Below are 21,348 nucleotides of genomic sequence, written 5' to 3' on the forward strand. Positions count from 1 at the left end.
ATTAGGAATTATTTTATTCCGGCAATTGATTGACCAGGCGCGTAATCCCGTCCTTGAGATATTCTTCGCCGAAATTGATGAGCAATCCGACATGCTTGTTCATCAAACGAAGGTACGTCAAAGCTTGCTTCTTATGCACCGGGATTGTCTTTTCGACCGATTTCAGTTCCACAATGACCAGGTTCTCCACCAAAATGTCGATGCAAAACCCTTCTTCAAACCGTAAGCCATCGTACACAATCGGCATCGGCACCTGCCGTTCGCACTTCAACCCCCGCTTTCTTAGTTCATGTGCCAGCACGACTTCATAGACCGATTCCAATAATCCCGGGCCTAGCGTCTTATGCACTCCAATTGCCGCATCAATCACAATTCCGGTAATATCGTTCTCATGAACTTCCGGCATAAATACATCTCCGAGCCGCTTTGCGTTCTCTGCGTCTCTGCGCGAGTCATATTGTGGCATTGAAATCATCACCAAAACAAGCATTGGCATCCAAGAAATCATTAGGCGTTCCCGGGGCGCGCGTGGCATTGGTGCTGTTGCTGGCGATCAACTTATTCAACTACGTCGATCGATATGTGCTGGCGGCGGTGGAGGATCAGATCCAGCACGATTTTGGTTCAACCGCAGCACAAACGGGATTATTGGCCACCGCCTTTTTGGTCAGCTACATGTGCTTTGCGCCGTTGTTCGGTTGGCTGGCCGATCGCTACTCGCGGTGGATGTTGGTCGGTGTGGGCGTGTTGCTGTGGAGTGCGGCAAGTGGCGCCACCGGTTTGGCCACGGGTATCGGCATGATGCTGGCGACACGGGTGTTTGTCGGCATTGGCGAGGCCGCTTACGGCCCTGTGGCGCCAACCATCATTTCCGATTTGTATCCCATCGAGCGCCGCGGCCAGGTGCTAGCCTGGTTCTACGTGGCCATGCCGGTGGGAAGCGCGCTGGGTTACATGCTTGGCGGACAAGTGCTGCACTTAGGATTCACTTGGCACTACGCGTTTTTCATTGTGGTGCCGCCGGGTCTGCTGCTGGGCTTCTGGGCGTTGGCGATGCGCGATTCACGGCGCGACCAGGTGGCCGCCATGAAACTCTCTCCAAACTCATCGCTTCCGACAGCTAGTCCGAGCAACGAAACAACCAAACCGAAAGCCACCGCGCTGGCCGATTACAAACAGCTATTGCGAATTCCCTCGTACCTTTACAACACGGCGGGCATGACGGCGATGACATTCGCCGTGGGTGGACTGGCGTTTTGGATTCCGCGCTACTTAGTTTGGCGGAAAGTTCACGCCGGGCTACTCGATCCAGCGAACGCGGAGCTTCGCCGGGCTGCCCTGACGGATGCCAACTGGACGTTCGGCGTGATTGTAGTCGTCACGGGCCTGGCAGCCACGCTGTCCGGCGGTTGGCTAGGAGATAAATTGCGGAACCGCTGGCCGGGCTCCTATTTTTTGGTTTCGGGTTATGGAATGCTCTTCGCGCTGCCTTTTTTTTTGGCGGCACTGGTTGTGCCGTTTCCGGCTGCCTGGGCGCTGATTTTCATCACGTGCTGCGGCCTATTCTTCAACACGGGGCCCAGCAACACCATTTTGGCCAATGTGACGCATCCTTCGATCCGCGCCGCGGGTTTCGCCTTGAACATATTTATCATCCACACGCTGGGCGACGCCATCAGCCCCCCGCTGATCGGCAAAATTAACATGGTTTTTGGCGACCATGCCGCACAGGTTTCTCAAGCGGGAGTTGCGGCGTTGGCTTCGGCCGGCGGAAAAGCCGATGAGCTAGTCAGCACAAACATGAACGCCGGCTTCGCAACTGTCTCGCTGGCTATTTTTTTAAGCGGCGTGTTTTGGGTGCTGGGCTCTAAACACTTGGCGCGCGATACCGCCAAAATAACGGCCGCCGAGCAAGCCGCCATTTAGCCCCCGGCCAATGACTGGAGGTTGAACACCGTGACTTCAACTCAGCCGTAGCTCGGTGTACTCGGCCTGGCATGTGGCAGAATACGCCACGCGCACTTTCCGCTGGCGCGGAAACCATTGCAGCGACGCAGTTGTCGTCCAATAGCCGCCGTGTGTGCATAGCGAGTTGTCGCTAGGCCGGCCGCTGGCGCCGTGATCGCTGAGGATGGTGCGCAAGCGATCGGATCCCAATGCCTCGTCGTTATCGAGTAACAGCGCCAGCCGGTCGCGCCGACTATCTGCCGATTGCAACACCCGCTTGCCGCGAATGGGCGTGGGCACTCGGTCCGTGAAAATTGCCGCCGCCGGAACCTGCACGGTGCACATCTCGGGCTGAAAAAAACAGTTCGTGTGAAAAATACAGTCGCCTCCTTGGGCCGGGCGTCGCAATTTTGCCTGCGTACTGGAAAGTTCCAGTGATGCCATCTCGCCGCTTTCATCGGCCAACATCAAAATGCCGCCACCCCAGCGCGGCCGAGACGAAATCCAATCGGCCGCTTCTTGCACGCTGCGGCATTTTGCCAGGGCCTCGGAAATCGCCATCGAAATCATGCCCGAGGGTCGATTGGGCCGATCCAGCGTGAACGCGTAGTTATAAGTGATGCACAGGCCTGCCTCGTTCACTCCGTCAATGGCGCCGGCCATGGACGCGGTAAAAAATTCCAGCGACCGCATGCCGCCGGCCGGTCGGCTTTCGCGCAGCGAATAAAGCGGCTGCACGATCGGCAAATAATCGAAATTGCGGGCGATGATGGGCTGGTTGTCGGCGGAGCGTTTGCCGCGCACGGCAATGGCGGTACAAGCCGCCGAGAGGACTGGAATGCGAATGCGCCCTTCGACGCTGGCCATCAGCGCTTCCAATCCGGTGAACAGGTAGAGTGTACTCAGCGACATGCCAGCCCCGTCGGCAATGCCCGCCAGTCGCTGGTGTGATTCGGGAAACGACGCCCTCACTCCGGAACGCACCATCGCGGTAACTTTGTGTTCGGCAAACTTCAGAAACACCGGATACGGCATCCACCAGGGCTGCTCCATCCGAAATGCCTCCAGTTGGGCAAGCTCCGCGCGTCCCCAGCGAATGCGGTCCTGCAGCGCACGGCCTTGCGCCAGCCCCATTTCATACGCAGAGCCGGAGCAAACCACATCGAGCTTCGGTGACAGTGATCGAGAATTTTCCATCTGAGCCAGATTCCGTCGGCGACCGGAGTCGCCTCCTACCGCATTTCGCAGCACCTTCAATCGCCGTCTTTGCGCGCCTCGGCGGCGGGCTTGGGCTCTTTGCGGAGCTTGATGGGCACGTCGTTTTTCTGCGCTACGCCCGGCGTGCTGCGGCCATCGGCAATGTATTTTGTAAGCAGCGCGGTCAATTCTTTCACCACTTCCGGGTGCTCGGTCGCCACGTTGCGCTTTTCCCCTTCGTCGCTTTCCATGTCGTACAACTGCTCCGGAGGTAAGTGCTGAGCTACGGCCGCCGCTTCCCGCGGCGCACTCCAGCCGCCGGAGCCGGCGCACAGTTCCAGCTTCCACTTGCCTTTGCGAATGGCGAAATTGCCGTCGATGGAATGATGCACCACGGCTTCGTGAATGTCAGCATGAATGACGTCGTCCGCCGCTCCTTTGCCGGCCAGCGATGTTTGCCCGGTGAGAACCGACAGCAAACTTTGCGAATCTTCGGCCGCATTGGCGGGCAACTTCTCGCCGACAAGGTCCGCACACGTAGCAATCAAATCGGTCAAGCACACCAGTGCATCGGTCTGCGAGCCCGGCTTCACTTTCCCCGGCCAGCGAACAATGAACGGAATGCGATGCCCGCCATCCCAAATGTCGGCCTTATAGCCGCGAAATTGGGCGCTGGGGTAATGCCCTTGGGCTTCCAATTGATCGACCTTAGCCGCGGGCGAGCAGCCGTTGTCGCTGGCGAAAATGACCAGCGTGTTGTCGGCCTGCCCGGCCGTGTCGATGGCTTTCAGCACTTCGCCGGCTGCCCAATCGGTTTCCATTACAAAATCGCCGTATGGTCCCAGCCCGCTTTTTCCTTGCCACTGCGGAGTGGGCACAATCGGCGTATGCGGCGAAGTGAACGCCACGTACAAGAAGAACGGTTTTGCGTCGGCGGTGTTCTTGCTATCGCCAGCGGTTCTCTTGATGTCGGCGGCGTGTGCGGCGATGTATTTAGTCGCTTTCTCGGTCAGTTTGGGGAGTACGTCGATGGCTTCAAAATCTTTCGCCGCGGGGCCGGTGCGAATCCATTTCTTTTCCACGCTCGGCACTTCGGTCACATGGTCATTCTCAATGTACACAAACGGCGGCATGTCGAGCGACGCGCTAATGCCGAAGAAATAATCGAACCCGTGTTGCAGCGGGCCGTCTTTCAGCGGATCGGTCCACTGGTTGTCGCCAAATTTCAAACCCAAATGCCACTTACCGATGGCGCCGGTGGCATAGCCGTGCTTTTGCAGCAGGCTGGCCACGGTTAACTGGCTGTCAGCAATCAGCGGCGGACTCATTCCCTGCAGCACGCCCAATTGCAGCCGCGTGCGCCAGGCATACCGGCCCGTCAAAATTCCATACCGGGTGGGCGTGCACACCGACGACCCGGAATGGGCGTCGGTAAACGTCATGCCTTGCGTCGCCAACTTGTCAAAATTCGGCGTGGCAATTTTTCCCCGCGCAGGATTGAGCGCATGCACGTCGCCATAGCCCAAATCATCGCACAGAATGTAAACGATGTTGGGCCGCGCAGAGTTGCCCGCCGCTGCAGCTGGCGATGATGAATTCGACTCAGCGCACATCGCCCAGCGTACGCAACAGAACACGGTGAACAACGAAAACGGCAAGCGACTCAGGCGAAAAAGCATGCCTTTCATTGTAATCCGCTCAAATTGCCGGACGATAGCTGTTGCGTTCCCGCCGGCACAATCAAGATTTAACTGCCACAGCCTCATCGACTGGCTTCACGCTGACCACTTCCAACGGCCTCTCCGCGGCCATGGCGCGAATATCTTCCGTGATTTTCATGGAGCAGTATTTCGGTCCGCACATGCTGCAGAAGTGGGCGCTTTTGAACGTGTCTTGCGGCAAGGTTTCGTCGTGCATGCGGCGGGCGGTTTCCGGATCGAGCGCCAAACGGAACTGCTCGTTCCAATCGAAAGCAAATCGGGCCCGGCTGAGTGCATCGTCACGTTCCCGTGTGCCGGGACGATGCCGCGCCAAATCCGCCGCGTGGGCCGCAATTTTGTAAGCGATCACGCCTTGCTTGACGTCGTCCAACTCGGGCAAGCCCAAATGTTCTTTTGGCGTTACGTAGCACAGCATGGCCGCGCCGTGCCAACCGGCCAAGGCCGCGCCAATGGCGCTGGTAATGTGGTCGTAGCCGGGAGCCACGTCGGTCACCAGCGGACCAAGCACGTAAAACGGCGCCTCGTCGCACAGTTCGGCTTCCTTGCGCATGTTCATTTCGATTTGATCCATCGGAATGTGGCCCGGGCCTTCCACCATTACCTGCGTGCCTTTCTCACGGCCGCGCTTAGTCAGCTCGCCCAACACTTCTAGCTCCGCGAATTGAGCCGCATCGCTGGCGTCGGCAATGGAGCCCGGCCGCAAACCGTCGCCCAGGCTCCAGGTAACATCGTACTCGCGCATAATGTCGCACAAATCTTCGAAGTGCGTGTACAACGGATTCGGCTGGCGGTGCGTCATCATCCACTTGGCAATCAAACTGCCTCCGCGGCTGACAATGCCCGTCACGCGCCCCATCGTCAAATGCAAATGCTCCAGCATCACGCCGCAGTGGACGGTCATGTAATCCACGCCCTGCTTCGCCTGGTGCTCCACCATGTCCAAAAAATGTTGCGGCTTCATTTCCTCAATGTTGCCGCCCAACTCCTCCAACATTTGATAAATCGGCACGGTGCCAATCGGCACGGGCGAGGCATCAATAATCGCCTGGCGAATGCGGTCAATATCTTTGCCGGTCGATAAATCCATGACCGTGTCGGCCCCAAAATGCACGGCCGTGTGCAGCTTTTCCAATTCTTCGGCAATGTTGCTGGTGACCGCCGAGTTGCCAATGTTGGCGTTGATTTTCGTTTTCGTGGCAATGCCAATGCCCATCGGCTCCAGCCGCTTTTGCAAGTGAACTTTGTTGGCCGGAATGACCAACCGGCCCCGGGCTACTTCGCGGCGGATGAGTTCCGACGACAGGCCTTCGCGCTGGGCGACAAATTCCATTTCGGGGGTGATCACGCCTTCGCGGGCCGATTCAAGCTGGGTCATGGGGCACTCCGTTGGTCGGGACGAGACTTTGCGGCGAAAAACGAACCATCGCCCATCGTATCGCAGCGCGGGTAAATGTCAATTCAGCGGGCAGGTGTGAAAAATCTTGCCGCTAGCTTTCCATCAATTACGATGTTGCCAAAAAGCAACTGTCCTGGGATCGATTCAATAGGCACCCATTTTGTGCATTCGCCGAGAATTTTAGCTGAACCGGCAAACCCCGCTTCTGTTCATGCCGTAACGAAAATAGTGCGGGTTTGCCTCCAGCACGAAGCGGCAATATTATTGTCTGCCGCGCTTCTGCAGGGGCGAATGCGTGCCGACGAAAGTTCATTGCTTATCTCGTTCGTCGATTCCGCTTTGCATTCATTCGATTTCTTATCCCCGCATCCAGGAGCCGCACCGTGAACTTTGGCCAATCGCCGTTTCGCAAGCATCGTTCGCCGCCGCGTGGTTTTCGTTCCATCGCGTCCCAAAACTTGGTTCCCCAGAACCGCACTCGCCGCGCGGCAGTGGAATCGCTGGAGCCCAAAACGCTGCTGGCTGGCAACGTGGTGCCCAACTATGTCGTCACGCAAAATTGGGACTCTGGTTTCGAGGGGCAAATTACGCTGACTAACCAGCAAACCGCGGCGGTAAAGAATTGGACGCTGGCCTTCGATTACGGCGCCTCGATCACCGATATTTGGGACGGCGCCATCGTCAGTCACAGCGGTACCCATTACGTCGTGAGCAATGCCGGCTGGAACAGCACGCTGGCGGCCGGTGGGCAAGTGGAGTTTGGCTTTGTCGCCGCGCCGGGAAGCCCGGCAAGCCCAATCAATTACACGCTCAACGGCCAACTACTTTCGGGCACCATCACGCCGCCGCCATCGCCGCCACCCAGTATCAGCATTGCCGATGTGTCGATCAGTGAAGGGAACAGCGGCACAAAGAATGCCGTGTTCACCGTCACGCTTTCCGCGCCAGCCACCAGCACCGTCACAGTGAATTATGCTACCCGCGATGGCAGCGCCACGGCCGGCGTGGCTTCTGTCGGCGGCGATTACACCGCCACTAGCGGCAAGCTCACGTTTAGCGCCGGTCAAACCAGCAAAGCCATTAACGTGGCCATCCTGGGCGATACCATTTACGAACCTGACGAAACGTTTTTCGTCGATCTTTCCGCGGCGGTGAATGCCACGATATCGCGCGCCACCGCCGTGGGCACCATCCTCAACGACGACTCGCTGCCCGGCAACTCGGGCAGCACGCTGCCGGCCACCATCACCTTCAGCAACACGAACGATTGGGGCAACGGCTTCAACGGTGATGTGGCGATCAAAAACACCGGCGCGGGAACCATTCACAATTGGAAGCTGCAATTCACGTTTGCCGGAACCATTTCGTCCATTTGGAATGGCACGATCGTCAGCCACACCGGCAACACTTACATTGTGCAAGGCGCTAGTTGGAATGCCGATATTGCCGCCGGTCAAAGCACCGATTTCGGCTTTACCGCCAGCCCCGGCGGCGTGGCGGCCATGCTCTCGAATTATTTATTAACCGGCACTCTCGACAGCGGCGGCGGCTCTGGCGGCAGCGGCGGTTCAGGTGGAACCGGCAGCACCGGCACGTCGAGCCAACCGCTGGCGACCTCCGCAATTGTGTGGCCCACGCAGTATTACGCTCCGTATGTCGATTCCACCCTCTGGCCGCTGTACGATGTTGTCGGCACGGCCAAATCGTCAGGCCTGCGGTTCTTCACGCTGGCATTCATCACGGCCGACAGCGCCAACAAGCCGGCCTGGGGAGGCTTCAGCGCGTACGAAGTCGGCAACAGCGATTACGACACAAACATGAAAGCCAACCTTACTTCGCTGCGCGCCCTCGGCGGCGATGTCATGGTTTCCTTCGGCGGTGAGGCAGGCCAAGAACTGGCGCAAACCATCACCAACGTGCCGGCCCTCACCGCGGCCTATCAATCGGTCATCACCGCTTATGGACTCACGCACATCGATTTCGACATCGAAGGCGCCGCCGTGGCCGATCACGCCAGCATCGATCGCCGCTCGCAGGCCATTGCCGCCGTGCAACAGGCGGCCGCCGCCGCGGGCCATCCGCTCAGCGTGTGGTTCACGCTGCCGGTGCTGCCCACCGGGCTGACAGCTGACGGGCTGTACGTGATTCAATCGGCGCTCAAATACGGCGTGAACGTTGCCGGCGTGAACATCATGACCATGGATTACGGCGACGGTCCCGCGCCTAATCCGGCCGGCCACATGGGCGATTACGCCGTGCAAGCCGCCAACAGTTTGTTCGCCCAACTGAACACAGCCTACAACGGCATGCTCACCTCGGCGCAAATTTGGGCCAAAGTGGGCCTGACGCCGATGATCGGCATGAACGACCTGACCGATGAAGTCTTCACGCCCGCCGACGCCCAGGAAATCCTCGCCTTTGCCAAACAACACGGCATCGACCGCATTTCCATTTGGTCACTGAACCGCGACTACGAAAACTCCGCCGGAGCGCTCAGCCACGTCGACAATTTCTCCAGCAGCCTGGTGCAAACCCCGCTGCAATTTTCGCTGCTGCTGAATCAGTTGACAGGTTAGTTCGTACGCCGCTTGATGAAGCCGCCGGCGCTCGGTGCCAACAAAAAAACCCGGCCTAGCGGCCGGGGCTAAACGAAATGGGGTGTCGTATTGCTAATTGCTAGTTGCTAGCCGCTAATCGCAACTGCTAACTGCAGTTAACCGCTAACAGCTAACTGCTAATCGCTTCATCCGTCCCACCACCAGCGGCCGGCGTGGACCAGATCGGTCATGGAGCGACCTTGGGCAGCGGCCGTGCGAACGGGCGTCAGATCGGGAGTTTTTTGTTGCTTCTGAATGATTTCCCACGGTTGCAATGCGACGCCGCCGGAAACGCTGATCACATAGTTGCTCCCTTTTTTCAGCAAGCTGACTTTGCTGTCGACCTGCTTGGGAGGATTGTAACCGGTGGCAATCAGCAGCTTATCGTTGAGCAAGTATTGCGGCTGAAAGCCGACCTTTTCCAGCAAGTTTTCTTTTTGCACCAGCGCCCCGGCCACGGCCAAATCGATGCAGTTGCGCAAATCGCCGAAGATGGAATCTTTTTGCGCCAGCTCCTCAAAGTGGCTGGTCATGGAATCGGCCCATTTCTGCGCCAGGGGGTTCGGCTTGGCGTTCACTTGGCGCTGACCATTGGCGGCGAAGTAATCTTCCTCGGCCATGCACTGCACGCCTTGGCCGCGAATTTCCCACGCCAGGCCTTCGCCGTCGGTCGCCAGTGGATCGTACTTCGGCGCCAACCACCACCGCGGAGTTTGCACGGTGCGCGCCGTGGGGCTGACCATTTCCAAATAGCTGGTCAGGCCTTTCACCGGCGAGTGATCCAAATTCATGCCCAGCCGCTTCATCTGGTAATCGGCCAGCACCAGCACGTTGGCAAAGCGGCTGGTATCGGGCACGCCGTGCAGGCTGATGTTTTGCGGACCCAGCGCTTCTTCCATGGCGCCGGCAATTTTTTCGATGTTATTATTCACCACCGGCTGCTGCGCCAAGAGCGTGTTTAACCGCTGCATGCCCTCGGGCGTGGGATCGATCGAAACATTCACGCCGCCATGACGAGCCGCATCAGCACAACGCAGTGCCACGATCAAATCGTCCAACTGCAACACAGGCCGTCCGGTGGTGCTGCCGACCACTTCACCTTGTTCGTTCACTTTCCAGCCATCCGCCGGGCCAGCCAGGACGACATCATGCTGTTCAGGAAACACAAAAATGTATTGCACACGCTGCAAGCCGGCCAGGTAGCGCATGTCGTCGGGAAGCTGCTTGCCGCTTTTTGCACACTGGGCAATGGCTTTGTCCAGCTTTCGGAGCGAAACCATCCGCAGCTTGGCCGCTTGATTCAATTCGCCGGTGGTTCCCTCCAGCGCTTTGCGACGCGCTTCCAATAATTGATCTCGCTGCGTGGCATCTTGATGTTTGAGCACGCCATCGACATTCACCGACACGCCGCCCACGACCGAGTTGCCAAAAAATCCGCCGAAGGGCCCCGTGCCGGTGCCGGCGCCGTTGCTGCTGCCGTTGCCGGTGACGTTGATAGTGGGACTGATCGTGATGTTGTTTTGATTCTGGGGCGTTGTGGTGCCTGTGGTGGTGGTGCCTTGTGCCGCCGCTTCCCGAATGGCGATGACGCCCATGCCGGCGATCACAAGCCCGGCCAGAACGACCGAAAGTTTTGCGCGATAATTTGTGCCAGCGACGGTCATGAGGTTGCTCCTCTGCTCTGGAAAATTACAAGTCGACATGGTGGCGGCAGACACAGGCCGGCAAACCGGACCATGCCACCGGAAAATAATTTACAGCGGGTCGTCTCAGCCAGCTGTTTCCAAGACACGGAAAAATAAGACGCGATGCCTGCCAATTTCTGGCGGCACACAGACCGCCAAAATGAGGCCCAAGTGCAGGCCACTTCTTATGTTAATCTCCGCTACGGCCGCTAGCAAACACTCGCTAGACGGGGACACCGTTTTCTGGAAAGCACCCCGTGTTGAGCCCGATCGGGTCGGCGGAACTGCCGATTGTTTGCGAATTTGTCCAGGCTGCCAAATCAGGCCAATTTCCCGTGGTGGGATAATTATTTTCCCTAAGCAACCTGCCTAGGTAATTCCTGAAAGTGTTGAAAAATGCAACACTTTGGGTTGCGATTGGTTATAATCAATCGTTGCCAAGTCTCTGCCCTGTCGGCATTTAATCCGTAGGGGTCTTTTCTGGAATGTTAGCGTATCTGGTCATTCGCGAAGGATCGAAGTGGACCGATGTTTTCCGGCTTATGCCGGGGCAATCGGTCACCATTGGCCGCGCTCCGACCAACCAAATTGTCGTCAAGGACGAACGCTGCAGCCGCACCCACGCTGAGATTTTTTACTCGCAGGAGCGCTGGGTGCTACGCGATTTGGAAAGCCGCAACGGCACCCTCATCGGCAGCGAACGGGTCCGCGGCGATTATCTGTTGCAGCCGGGCGAAATTATTCGCATTGGCCATTCGCAAATGGCGTTCGTTAACGATTTGGCATCGGCGTTCCCCGATTCTACCGGCGGCCCGCACAAAGAAGGCGGCGTGCGCCCGGACGACACCATTCTGGCCGCCAGCGTGGACGAATCGAACGTGCTTTCCGCGCCGGAATCGGAAGCGACAAAAATTACGCACCGCCGCGGGCAAACTCGGTTCCTCACTCCCGATACGGAAGCGGACGAGGCCATTCCCAAAGTTGGCCGCGCCGCCGCACAGTTGTGCCGCTTGGCATTTGAAATGGCCAAAGCGCCCGATTTGCAATCGGTGGCCCGCGTGGCACTGGCCGGCTTGTTTGAAGCCACGCATGCCGATGCCGGCGCGGTGCTGCTGTTGCCGCGGTTCATGAAGGCCGACGCCACCGCCGCCGATTTGGAAATCATTGCTTCGCGCACCGATTCCGATTTGAATTATCAGCGCGTTTCTAATTTCGTCGCCACTACCGTGCTGCGCGAAGAGGAAGCGGTGCTGGCCCGCAACGTGATGGGCGACAGTGCGCTTTCGATTCGCGACAGCAAAGGCGAATTTCACGCCACCAGCATTTTGTGCGCGCCCATCCGCAAAAATGAACGCGCCCTGGGCTTAATTCACTTATACTCCACCCGGCCGGAGCGCATTCCTGATCCCGAAGATTTGGAATTTACGCTGGCCGTGGCCGATACGCTGGCCGTGGCGATGGAAAATCTCAGCCGCCGCCTGGAATTGGCCGAAGACCTCACGCAAATCCGCGATGAAAACTTGCAGCTCCGCGAGCTGTTGGGCGTAGAAAGCGAAATCATCGGCTCCAGCCTCGTCATGAACAAAGTGCAGCGCGAAATTGGCCGCGCTGCCCCCAACCGCGCCACCGTGCTCATTCGCGGCGAAAGCGGCGTGGGCAAGGAATTGGTCGCCCGCGCCATTCACTTTTCCAGCCCCCGAAAAAAGGGTCCATTCTGCGTGCTCAACTGCGCGGCCTTGTCGGAAAGTTTACTGGAGAGCGAATTGTTCGGCCACGAACGGGGCGCGTTTACCGGCGCCACCGAGCGCAAAATTGGCAAGTTCGAGGCCGCCGATGACGGCACGCTCATGCTGGATGAAATCGGCGAAATGAGCCCCACCATTCAAGCCAAATTTCTGCGCGTGCTGGAAGGGCATCCGTTCGAGCGCGTCGGCGGCAGCGATCCCATCCAGTGCGACGTGCGCGTCATCGCCGCCACCAATCGCGATTTGGAACGGGCCGTGGCCGAAGGCGTTTTTCGCCGCGATTTATTTTTCCGCCTGCACGTGCTGGAAATTTTTGTTCCCGCGCTGCGCAAGCGCCCCGAGGACATCACCGAGCTGGGACTCCATTTTCTGGCCAAATTCAATGCCGAAACCGGCCGCAAAATTCGCGGCTTCTCCCCCGAAGCCATGGACCAAATGCTCCGCTACCGCTGGCCGGGCAATGTGCGCGAATTGAAAAATGTGGTGGAACGGGCCGTGGTGCTGACGCGCGGCGAATTCATTGAAGTGGAAGATTTAACGCTTTCCAAACTGTCCACCGCCGGCGATACCGCCGAGGTGGTCCCCAATCCGGCCGATGTGTTCGAGCCCATGTCGCTGGAAGAATTGGAGCGCCGCCACATTCATGCCACGCTGAATGCCACCGGTTGGAACAAAAGCCAAACCGCCCGCATCTTGGGCATCGAGCGCTCCACGCTGGACCGGAAAATCGACCGTTACGAGCTGGATGCTAATTTACCGCAGCGTGCCCGCTCCGCCCGGCCTAGTTAGTTTTACGCGATTTTGCGTGAGCCATTTCGGCGGCACGCTGGCCACCGCCCGGCAGCTAAAAAAATTCTTGCCGTCGCCTATTTTGACCAAAATGCTTGCCGAAATGTTTTCTTCGTGATTAAATAATGTCAACGAAGTAGCAGGGGCCAGCCGGTTCGCTCCCTCATGACATTGGGCAACTGTACATTGCGGGAAAAACAAGCGGCAACTTCGTTGGGGCTATTATTGGGAGTGATTTTCGCGCTCGGCGGCTGCGGCCAGCGTAATCCTTTGGAACGGCTGCCGGTTTATGGCGCCGTGGCCCTGGCCAGCGACGAAAAACTCAGTGGTTCCATTACGTTTGTTCCGGCGGAAGGCCGAGCAGGGCCTGCGGCAACCGCCTCAATTGTCGACGGGCGATATCAATTCGATGCCGAAAATGGACCAACCCCTGGCCCCAGCCGCGTGTTGGTGAAGCGGAACCTCCCTAAAGGGGCGTTATCGCTGGAGATGGCAAAAGAGAAAATGTCGAAGGATACTGCGGCCGCTGAAAAAGCCGCCAAAGCCAAAACCGCCGTCGAAAAAGCCGCCATTCAAAATGCTGCCGAAGAGGAAGACGCCAAGTACGACAAGCAATTCCGATCCGATTGGACTTTTACGCTCGATCTATCGGCCGATAAGCCATACCAACACGATTTCACGCTTGAGCAATAACACCACCAGATGACCTCGACCATGTGGAATAAACGTCGCACATCCGCCGGCTTCACCATTGTCGAGCTGCTGGTCGTCATCGCCATCATCGCGATTTTAATTTCGCTGCTGTTGCCTGCGGTGCAGCAAGCCCGCGAAGCGGCTCGCCGCACCCAGTGCCTGAACAACCTCAAGCAATACGGTCTGGCCCTGCACGTTTATCACAATGCCAACAAAAGTTTTCCAGTTGGTAATGTTGGATTGACGCCATATCCGTACTACAAATCGTTTTGGGGTTTTCAATCGCATCTGTTGCCGTTCATCGAAGCGCAAAACGTTTTTCAATACATCGATTACAACTATCCCGGCGATTGTTTCCAGGCCTGCAACGCGCTTCCGCCAGAGCAAGATCCCGGCAATCAGGTGCAGCCCTTCGACATGTGCCCGGATGACCTCAATGCCGGACGCATTTGGTACGATTACCCAGGTTACGGCCGCCACGGTTTAACCAATTATTTTGGCAACATGGGTTCCACAGCCAAAGCCAGCGACGGAGTGCTGTTTGCCGCCACCAACACAAGTATCGCCAAAATTACCGATGGTTTATCCAACACGCTCCTGATGGGCGAGCGCGGAATGCCGGACGATTTGTTCTACGGCTGGCCCTATTGTGGCTGCGGAAATCTGGCCGAATTACGTGGCAACGGCGACAATTTGCTCACAGCCCAATATGGCATTTCCAACGGCAAGCCCGATGGAAACCACAATTTCCACTACTGGAGCTACCACGCCAATGTGGCCATGTTTCTGCTGGCTGACGGATCCAGCAAGCCACTGAGCTTTGAGACTGATTTCGACGTGTTTCAAGCGCTGGCCACGCGCGCCGGCGGCGAAACTGCCGCGGCGCCGTAGCCAATCTGCACTTCTTTAACCGGTCCGCACTAATTTACCCTGTCGGCGTGCCATGTTCTGCGGCGGACGATTGCTGCGTGGTTGCCGGGGTTTTTGCAGCCGGCTGTTTCGTCGCCACCGGCTGCTTGGCGGTGGCATCTGCTTTCGCCGTTTCCGGCTTCGCCGCATCGGTTGTTGCGGCCACGCCTGGCTTTACGGCGTCCGGCTTCACGGCCACGTCTTGCGTGGCGGCCGGGCCCAAAAACGCTTCCACGGTTTGCACGCTTTGCCCCCCCACCAGCCGTTTGAGCGTCCAGCCGTCGCCGGCTTTTTCGTACATCACGACTTGTGGAATGGTGTGCCCGTTCATCAATTTATCGGCCAATTCGCTTTCCGCGTCGGTGTTCACATAGGCCATCGCCACATGCTGTAATTCGCCCTTGGCGGCCACTTGCGGCATGACGGAGGTTTTCAGCTCTTGGCAATATGGGCACCATGCGGCCCCCAGCACAATCACCATCGGCTTGCCGCTGTCTTGCATTTCCTGATAAGCGGCCGCGTAGGTTCCGGCCGCCGGATGGCTGGCCGGTTTGCTTGTGGCGGATGGATTCGGACTGCCCGCAGCCGCGCCGCTGGAGCTCGAATTATTTGTCGCGGCCACCGTGGTAGATGGATTAGTGGCCGACGGATTGGCGGCCGACGGATTGGCAGCCGACGGATGATTGGGCGAAGTGTTGCTGACGGCCACATTATTGGCAGCCGGATTAGTGGTGGTGGCGGCGGTGGCAGCCGTGGGGTTTCCAGCCATGGGGTTGCTAGCCGCGGGGTTGCCAGCCGTGGGATTAATCGTGGCGGCATTCGCGGTGGGGTTGCTCAAAACGGCGGCCAGTAGCGCTAGGTGCATCAATGCGGTAAAAACGCTAGTCACAGTGCATCTCCTTACAGGCAGGGACCAAGACAAAACACGCAATTCGCTTTTCCCCAAACCATTCGTGGGCCAATCCCTGCCCAGGCAGCCAAGCGATCAACCGGCCCACACAGGCCGCTCCATTCGCCAGGCAATGTCCGACATCTCCGTTGGCTTTTCGGGGAACAAGCCATTCCACAAAAGTTGGCGTCGACAAGCCGCCTTAAGAGTTAGCTCGCCCGCCCTGTTCGGCGCTAGCGGCCAAAGCTTGTCTCGTTGCCTTCCGTCGTGGTCGGCTTCCTTCGTTGTGTCTCCGTTCAGCCAAGTGCATTTCGGACGTGGGGAAAGGTCGTAGTGTAAGTGGGTAAAATGAACTTACAACCCACGACTGGGGGAATTTTTCTGAATAAATAAAATTTAACGACACGCCGACCCAAATCCCACATTTTCCCAATCGATTTTCCTCTGCCCCTTGCGATTCAAACGGGCAATAAGTCGCAACTCAAGACTGGAAAAAATCTTCCGCGCTGGCGGTGATTGTGTTTGCCAGCGTGGGACCGATATAATCGCCCATTGCGCCAAAAAGTGTCTGGTGACTGGTTGTCTTGCGTGAGCTTCAGTTTCGAAATCGCCCCGTTTCGAGATAACCCGGTTCCGAAATAGCCGGACGGCCACGCCGTCCGGTCCGGGTGCTGTGAGCACCCGGCTAAATCCCAAAACACAAGGCCACTAGACACCAGACACCAGGCCACCAGACCACCACACACCGTCGCCCGATACCTCACCCTAAACCACCAGACACCAGGCTACCAGGCACCTTCCGCACATGAAGCTTCGCGTCGGACTTGTTGGACTGGGACGAGCTTGGGAGGTCCGACACCGGCCTGCACTGCGCGCCTTGGCCGATCGCTTTGAAGTTCGCGCCGTTTGCGAGCAAGTGGGGATTCGCGCCGAACAGGCTGCCCGCGAATTTAATGCCACGCCGGTCGACGGTTTCCGTGCGCTGGCGGCCCGGGAAGATATTGACGCCATTCTGATGCTGGCCGAGCAATGGTGGGGCTGGCTGCCGATTCTGGCCGCCTGCGATTACGGCAAGGCCATTTACTGCGCGGCGCCCTTGCAGCTTAGTCTGGAAGAAGCCAAGCAAATTAAAGAACGGGTCGATGCGGCGGGCGTGGCCTTCATGGCCGAATTTGCGCGCCGGCAAAATCCCGCTACGCTCCGGTTGAAGGAGCTCATCGCCACGCACTTGGGAAAGCCGCGGCTCATCTTTTGTCATCGCCGCATCGGCGTGGGCGAAAAACCCTCCAAGCCTGAGGGCCCCAAAGATCGCGGCTTCGGCACCAGCGATTTGGTGGAGCTGGTCGATTGGTGCCGCTACGTTGTCGGGGCCGAACCAACTTCCGTGCTGGGCCTCATGCACAACGTCTCGTCGGCATCGAAGGACGAAGATTACCGCATGATGAGTCTCGATTTTTCTCCGCCCGGCGAGCATGCGGGCACGGGCGTGATTGCGCAAATCAGCTCCGGTTACTACATGCCGCAAGGTTGGGAGGAAGCCGTTGCGTTCCGTCCGCCGCCGGCCTTGCAAGTGGCTTGCGAACACGGCATCGCCTTCATCGATTTGCCTGCGCAAGTGTTGTGGTTCGACAAGGCGGGCCGGCATCAGGAATCGTTGGAAAGCGAACGGGCCGTGGGCGAAATGCTGCTGTCTTACTTTCACCGCAGCGTGACCAGCCTGGTCCGCAACCCCGCCGGCCTGGAAGACGCCTACCGTGCATTAGTGGTCGTGTTGGCCGCTCGCCGCAGTCACGAAGAAGGCCGGCGCATTACGCTGTCGTTTTGATGGTCCGAAGTCCTGCCGCGTGCTAAAATTAAGCGCTTGCAGAATCAGCTATCTATGAGCATTTCATTCGAACTACCTGCCGGCATCGAACAGCACCTTCGCCAAGAGTTTGGCGATTTGAACCAAGCTGCCAAAGAAGCGGCGCTGGTGGAACTCTATCGCCACGAAAAGTTGACGCACCATCAACTGGCGGTCGCTTTGGGATTGGACCGCTTCAAAACCGAGGCCCTGCTCAAGCGCCACAACGTGACCGAAGATTGCCTCTCGTCAGCGGCACTGCAAGAGCAAGTGGATTCTCTCCGTAAACTGATCGGCGCATGAATTTTCGTTGCGGAACCAATCCTGTTGGGCATGATGTCGCCGCAAACGCCAACTCCGAGTTATCTCTCAAGTTATTTGCAGAAATGGGAGTAACTTGAGAACTACCAGCTCCAAGAAGAATCGCTGTCGCTGCTGTTCCAGAATTTTTGCCCTGGCAATTCAGTGCTCGAGCACGTACTCCTAAAAGTTAGTGCACTGAACGATTTCTACAGCACAAATATTTTTGATACATACACCGTTGCTAAACACATTCAAAGGGCTAACATAGATAATCGCCTTAGAATCGGCGATCTTTCACTCGTTAATGAGTTGGCGCAGATAACAATCCGGGACAAGCCTAAGAATTTCTATTCGTTCGCAACGAAGTATTGCAACCATCATTATCCGGATAACTTTCCAATATATGATTACTATGTTGAGAAAATGCTGACACACTATGGTAAGGTTGACGCATTCTCAGCTTTTCATAAGACAGATTTGAAGTGCTACGATAAGTTTGTGAAGACAATAAGAGAATTCAGCAGGCATTATAAGCTTGAGCAGTTTTCTCTGAGGGAAATTGATATTTTTCTTTGGCTTGCCGGTAGGGAGAGTTTTCCCCGGAACTATAAGCGTGGCGCTCAACCGAATTTCATCTAGCAACTTTCGGCGAGTTTTCTTGCTATAATTTCAACATGACCTCCGAAAATTTCGACAAAGCGTTGCGGGCTTATCAAAAACGCAAGCCGTTTCGTTCGTATCGGGTGCGGTTTGTCAGCGGCGAGCATATCGACGTTGAACATCCCGAAGCGCTGGTCACGCGTGCCGGCACAGCAATCTTTTTCGATTCCAAAGGCGTGCCCACGCTGTTCGATCACGAAAGCGTCAGCGAATTCATCGGCGAAACCAAACGCCGCTCAGCATAAATCCACGCTTCAAACAATTAACCGTGGATGATCCCGCTTTCCAATCTGGCTTTCGGCTGTTTTGCAACATCTTCCGCATCAGCCGGCGGCTGGAGATGCTTTGGGCTTGCGTGTTTATCATTCTGGTGCTGGGCACGGTTACGCTGGGCGTTCCCGCTTGGCCGGTGACCGTTAGCAGTTGCTTAGCCGTGACGGTCGTTGTCGTCACCATCGAAATGCGGAAGCCATCCTATCACGGCGTTTTGTGGCAACGGATTAATCCCGAGTTGCCGAACTGGTGGGCTGCACAGTAACGCACGAGTGCCACGGCTGGCCTGTGCGGCAGTGCTTGAAGAACGCGCGACATTTCACGCCGGGCAGCAAATTCACACGGATCAAAAATTTTTCGCCGTTTTTGGGCCACCCGTTTGCTATATTGCGCCCACGCCACGGCACGGCGATAGCGGCTGCCCAACCAGGCATGCCGCAGTGCGGCGGCTCGTAGTTCGTTGATCGTTGTTCATTACGAGTTGTACATTACCGACGGCTGGTTATTACTTGTGGCTTACTTCCAAAAATCGCCAAAAATGCACGCCATGGAACGTAAACTCAACTACTTTTGTCGCGCCGGACTTCGCAAATCGCTGCGAGTTTTCCGAACATGTGCCGCGACGACGGAGACAAATTCAACCCCTTCTGTCACGAAAATAAAAACGGATTGCCTGACTCACAATCGGCGGAAGCAAGCAAACGATCAGTTCCTAATTCACTTGGATCAACACGTTTTTAACTGCGGAGGATTACGATGAAACGCCTGTGGGGATTGCCGTGCTTGATATTGATCGGGGTTTGGATTCGTGCCGTGCAGGCTGACGATTCGACAGCGCAACCCGCACCGGCCGTGGCATCACAGCCTACGCCAGACGTGAATGGCGACTTCGTGATTTCGCCGCCGTATCAAAATGCGCCGGAGTTGACCGTGGCTGACGACGTGCCCAAGGGAACCGTGCACGAGCTGACGATGAAATCGGAGGACAGCAAAATTTACCCCGGGTTGAAAGGCACGTATTCGCGCAAGCTCTGGGTTTACGTTCCCGCCAACTATAAGCCCGGCACGGCGGTTCCATTCATGGTGGTGCAGGATGGGCATAGCTACGTGAAGCGGTTGACGCCGGTGTTGGATAACTTGATTCACCAGAAAAAGCTGCCGGCGATGGTGGCGGTGATGCTCGATTCCGGCGGCGGCGATGGCAAAGGAAGCGAGCGCGGCCTGGAATACGACACCGTTTCCGATAAATACACAACATTCATCGAAGACGAAGTGCTGCCCAAGGTGGAACAGGAATGCAATGTCAAGCTCACCAAAGATCCCGAAGGCCGTGCGAGCATGGGAGGCAGCTCTGGCGCTGCCTGCGCTTTTACCATGGCCTGGTTTCACCCGGAGTTGTATCACAAAGTGCTGAGTTACTCCGGCACGTTTGTGGCGCAGCAATCGCCGGATAATCCCGAATCGCCGCACGGGGCGTGGGAATATCACGAGCACCTCATCCCACAGTCCGACCGCAAGCCGATCCGCATTTGGATGGAAGTGGGCGAGCACGACAACGGTTACCAGCGCGACGAATCCTCGTATCACAACTGGGTCATGGCCAATCAGCGCATGGCCGCTGCGTTGAAAGACAAGGGCTACCCGTACCAATATGTGTTCGCCAATGGCGCCGGCCACGTGGATGGCAAAGTGGTTGCGCAAACTTTGCCAGAGGCGCTGTTGTGGCTGTGGAAGGGATACGAAGCAAAGTGACTGATCACAAAGCGCAGTGAGATATTACGGCCTATGGCATACGGTGAACCGCAGGATTTTGAGAATGACGAGGAAGCGCATGACGATGCACAAGAATACTTTGACGATGACGAGCCGACCATGGAGTGCCCATATTGCGGGGCAGAGATCCTTGAAACAACGCCTCGCTGTCCACACTGCGAGCGCTATATTTCGGAAGAGGATAGCCCTGCCAGAAAGAAATCGTGGTTGGTCATCCTGGGCACAGGATTGTGCCTGTACATTGTGTACCGTTGGATCGCCGGATAGAGGCCAGCGATGATTTCATTCCAGGTCGTCCAACCAGACGCGAATTTCGTTTTCGTATTCGCTGGCCAGGCCGCCCACGATGAGCTGGCGGTGGAAGCTGGCGGCCCCTTCCTTCACCAAATCAGCGGCTTCGGCGCTGGGAAAGCGACGATTGGGATCCGGCGCAATGAGCCCGCGGCAAAAGTTCATCAGCAGTTCGTTGCAAGTAACCTCGGCCGGCAAAATTTGAGGCAAGCGATGCGCTAGAAAACGCTTGGCCTCCAGCAAATCTTTGTACGCCGACATGCCTGCAAACGGCGACCGGCCAGAAAGCATTTCGACCAGCACGTAACCCAAGCTGGCTAGATCGGCGCGAGCCGAGCAATCGCTGCCTTCCAAAACTTCCGGCGCGGCATAGGTGGGCGTGCATGTGCGGCGCGGGGGCATGGCATCGAGCGCGAAGGCCGAGCCGATGTCGACAATTTTCGCGTTCCCCGTGCGCTTGAGCATGATGTTCGACGGCTTAATATCGCCGTGCACAATGCCGTTGCGGTGCAGCGCCGCCAGGGCCGCCAGGCATTCCCGCACAATGTTGACCGCCACACCTGCCTTGAGCCGCGGTTGCATGGGCCCACCGGTGATGATTCCGTTGTTCAAGTAGGCCCAACGTTTTTCGCTGACG

The 21,348-nt window shown here is 57.2% G+C and carries 18 protein-coding genes; 11 read left to right on the forward strand and 7 right to left on the reverse strand.

Features of this window, described 5'->3' with window-relative positions; translation table 11 throughout:
• Nucleotides 1-13: 13 nt before the first annotated feature.
• The gene (locus tag VFE46_03745) at nucleotides 14-406 is read right to left on the reverse strand and encodes a GxxExxY protein (protein HZZ27097.1); all 393 of its coding nucleotides are present in this window, start codon (nucleotides 404-406) and stop codon (nucleotides 14-16) included.
• Nucleotides 407-459: 53 nt separating this feature from the next.
• Between VFE46_03745 and VFE46_03750 the strand changes: the two genes are divergently transcribed.
• Nucleotides 460-1,926 (forward strand): MFS transporter, encoded by a 1,467-nt coding sequence (locus VFE46_03750; GenBank protein ID HZZ27098.1) that lies wholly within the window; start codon nucleotides 460-462, stop codon nucleotides 1,924-1,926.
• 36 nt (nucleotides 1,927-1,962) lie between these two features.
• Here the strand turns inward: VFE46_03750 and VFE46_03755 are convergent, their stop codons facing one another.
• Genes VFE46_03755 through thiC form a run of 3 tightly spaced genes read right to left on the reverse strand, consistent with a single transcriptional unit; the run spans nucleotide 1,963 to nucleotide 6,306 of the window.
• A complete protein-coding gene (locus tag VFE46_03755; protein HZZ27099.1) occupies nucleotides 1,963-3,144 on the reverse strand; it encodes a C45 family peptidase in 1,182 nt (393 codons plus the stop codon).
• A 56-nt stretch (nucleotides 3,145-3,200) separates the two neighbouring features.
• Complete coding sequence (locus VFE46_03760) at nucleotides 3,201-4,832, reverse strand: arylsulfatase (GenBank protein ID HZZ27100.1); 1,632 nt, start codon at nucleotides 4,830-4,832, stop codon at nucleotides 3,201-3,203.
• Nucleotides 4,833-4,884: 52 nt separating this feature from the next.
• Nucleotides 4,885-6,306: a phosphomethylpyrimidine synthase ThiC gene (gene thiC, locus VFE46_03765; GenBank protein ID HZZ27101.1), complete on the reverse strand. Its 1,422-nt coding sequence runs from the start codon at nucleotides 6,304-6,306 to the stop codon at nucleotides 4,885-4,887.
• A 338-nt stretch (nucleotides 6,307-6,644) separates the two neighbouring features.
• Here thiC and VFE46_03770 point away from each other — a divergent pair, with 338 nt between their 5' ends.
• Nucleotides 6,645-8,837 carry a cellulose binding domain-containing protein gene (locus tag VFE46_03770; GenBank protein ID HZZ27102.1) on the forward strand — a complete coding sequence of 731 codons (2,193 nt, stop codon included), beginning with the start codon at nucleotides 6,645-6,647 and terminating at the stop codon, nucleotides 8,835-8,837.
• Between the two features lie 167 nt (nucleotides 8,838-9,004).
• Here VFE46_03770 and VFE46_03775 read toward each other — a convergent pair whose 3' ends face one another.
• The gene (locus VFE46_03775) at nucleotides 9,005-10,522 is read right to left on the reverse strand and encodes a DUF1598 domain-containing protein (GenBank protein ID HZZ27103.1); all 1,518 of its coding nucleotides are present in this window, start codon (nucleotides 10,520-10,522) and stop codon (nucleotides 9,005-9,007) included.
• Nucleotides 10,523-11,028: 506 nt separating this feature from the next.
• On the opposite strand from VFE46_03775, the gene VFE46_03780 reads away from it, so the two are divergent.
• The 3 genes from VFE46_03780 (at nucleotide 11,029) to VFE46_03790 (ending at nucleotide 14,661) form a co-directional block, all read left to right on the forward strand.
• A complete protein-coding gene (locus VFE46_03780; GenBank protein ID HZZ27104.1) occupies nucleotides 11,029-13,077 on the forward strand; it encodes a sigma 54-interacting transcriptional regulator in 2,049 nt (682 codons plus the stop codon).
• A 165-nt stretch (nucleotides 13,078-13,242) separates the two neighbouring features.
• Nucleotides 13,243-13,770 (forward strand): hypothetical protein, encoded by a 528-nt coding sequence (locus VFE46_03785; GenBank protein ID HZZ27105.1) that lies wholly within the window; start codon nucleotides 13,243-13,245, stop codon nucleotides 13,768-13,770.
• 21 nt (nucleotides 13,771-13,791) lie between these two features.
• Complete coding sequence (locus VFE46_03790; GenBank protein ID HZZ27106.1) at nucleotides 13,792-14,661, forward strand: DUF1559 domain-containing protein; 870 nt, start codon at nucleotides 13,792-13,794, stop codon at nucleotides 14,659-14,661.
• 34 nt (nucleotides 14,662-14,695) lie between these two features.
• Here VFE46_03790 and VFE46_03795 read toward each other — a convergent pair whose 3' ends face one another.
• Entirely contained in the window at nucleotides 14,696-15,568 is an 873-nt protein-coding gene (locus tag VFE46_03795) for a thioredoxin family protein (GenBank protein HZZ27107.1), read from the reverse strand.
• An 805-nt stretch (nucleotides 15,569-16,373) separates the two neighbouring features.
• Here VFE46_03795 and VFE46_03800 point away from each other — a divergent pair.
• The 6 genes from VFE46_03800 to VFE46_03825 all read left to right on the forward strand — a co-directional run bounded on the left by VFE46_03800 (nucleotide 16,374) and on the right by VFE46_03825 (nucleotide 20,687).
• Nucleotides 16,374-17,393 carry a Gfo/Idh/MocA family oxidoreductase gene (locus tag VFE46_03800; GenBank protein HZZ27108.1) on the forward strand — a complete coding sequence of 340 codons (1,020 nt, stop codon included), beginning with the start codon at nucleotides 16,374-16,376 and terminating at the stop codon, nucleotides 17,391-17,393.
• 54 nt (nucleotides 17,394-17,447) lie between these two features.
• On the forward strand, nucleotides 17,448-17,714 hold the full coding sequence (locus VFE46_03805) for a UPF0175 family protein (protein ID HZZ27109.1): 267 nt from the start codon (nucleotides 17,448-17,450) through the stop codon (nucleotides 17,712-17,714).
• A 674-nt stretch (nucleotides 17,715-18,388) separates the two neighbouring features.
• Nucleotides 18,389-18,619 carry a hypothetical protein gene (locus VFE46_03810; GenBank protein ID HZZ27110.1) on the forward strand — a complete coding sequence of 77 codons (231 nt, stop codon included), beginning with the start codon at nucleotides 18,389-18,391 and terminating at the stop codon, nucleotides 18,617-18,619.
• A gap of 23 nt (nucleotides 18,620-18,642) precedes the next feature.
• Entirely contained in the window at nucleotides 18,643-18,912 is a 270-nt protein-coding gene (locus tag VFE46_03815; GenBank protein ID HZZ27111.1) for a hypothetical protein, read from the forward strand.
• A 491-nt stretch (nucleotides 18,913-19,403) separates the two neighbouring features.
• Nucleotides 19,404-20,399: an alpha/beta hydrolase-fold protein gene (locus VFE46_03820; GenBank protein HZZ27112.1), complete on the forward strand. Its 996-nt coding sequence runs from the start codon at nucleotides 19,404-19,406 to the stop codon at nucleotides 20,397-20,399.
• 33 nt (nucleotides 20,400-20,432) lie between these two features.
• The gene (locus VFE46_03825; GenBank protein HZZ27113.1) at nucleotides 20,433-20,687 is read left to right on the forward strand and encodes a hypothetical protein; all 255 of its coding nucleotides are present in this window, start codon (nucleotides 20,433-20,435) and stop codon (nucleotides 20,685-20,687) included.
• Between the two features lie 15 nt (nucleotides 20,688-20,702).
• Here the strand turns inward: VFE46_03825 and VFE46_03830 are convergent.
• Nucleotides 20,703-21,348: protein kinase (locus VFE46_03830; protein HZZ27114.1), on the reverse strand; the 646-nt coding region annotated here is incomplete at its 5' end.

The organism is Pirellulales bacterium (assembly GCA_035656635.1).
GTDB lineage: Bacteria > Planctomycetota > Planctomycetia > Pirellulales > JADZDJ01 > DATJYL01.

Coding starts and splice junctions, on each gene's coding strand:
- VFE46_03760 (HZZ27100.1), bottom strand. CDS start 4,832: ATGAAAGGCATGCTTTTTCGCCTGAGTCGCTTGCCGTTTTCGTTGTTC.
- VFE46_03745 (HZZ27097.1), bottom strand. CDS start 406: ATGCCGGAAGTTCATGAGAACGATATTACCGGAATTGTGATTGATGCG.
- VFE46_03790 (HZZ27106.1), top strand. CDS start 13,792: ATGTGGAATAAACGTCGCACATCCGCCGGCTTCACCATTGTCGAGCTG.
- VFE46_03805 (HZZ27109.1), top strand. CDS start 17,448: ATGAGCATTTCATTCGAACTACCTGCCGGCATCGAACAGCACCTTCGC.
- VFE46_03800 (HZZ27108.1), top strand. CDS start 16,374: ATGAAGCTTCGCGTCGGACTTGTTGGACTGGGACGAGCTTGGGAGGTC.
- VFE46_03780 (HZZ27104.1), top strand. CDS start 11,029: ATGTTAGCGTATCTGGTCATTCGCGAAGGATCGAAGTGGACCGATGTT.
- VFE46_03820 (HZZ27112.1), top strand. CDS start 19,404: ATGAAACGCCTGTGGGGATTGCCGTGCTTGATATTGATCGGGGTTTGG.
- VFE46_03810 (HZZ27110.1), top strand. CDS start 18,389: ATGACCTCCGAAAATTTCGACAAAGCGTTGCGGGCTTATCAAAAACGC.
- VFE46_03775 (HZZ27103.1), bottom strand. CDS start 10,522: ATGACCGTCGCTGGCACAAATTATCGCGCAAAACTTTCGGTCGTTCTG.
- VFE46_03785 (HZZ27105.1), top strand. CDS start 13,243: ATGACATTGGGCAACTGTACATTGCGGGAAAAACAAGCGGCAACTTCG.
- VFE46_03755 (HZZ27099.1), bottom strand. CDS start 3,144: ATGGAAAATTCTCGATCACTGTCACCGAAGCTCGATGTGGTTTGCTCC.
- VFE46_03825 (HZZ27113.1), top strand. CDS start 20,433: ATGGCATACGGTGAACCGCAGGATTTTGAGAATGACGAGGAAGCGCAT.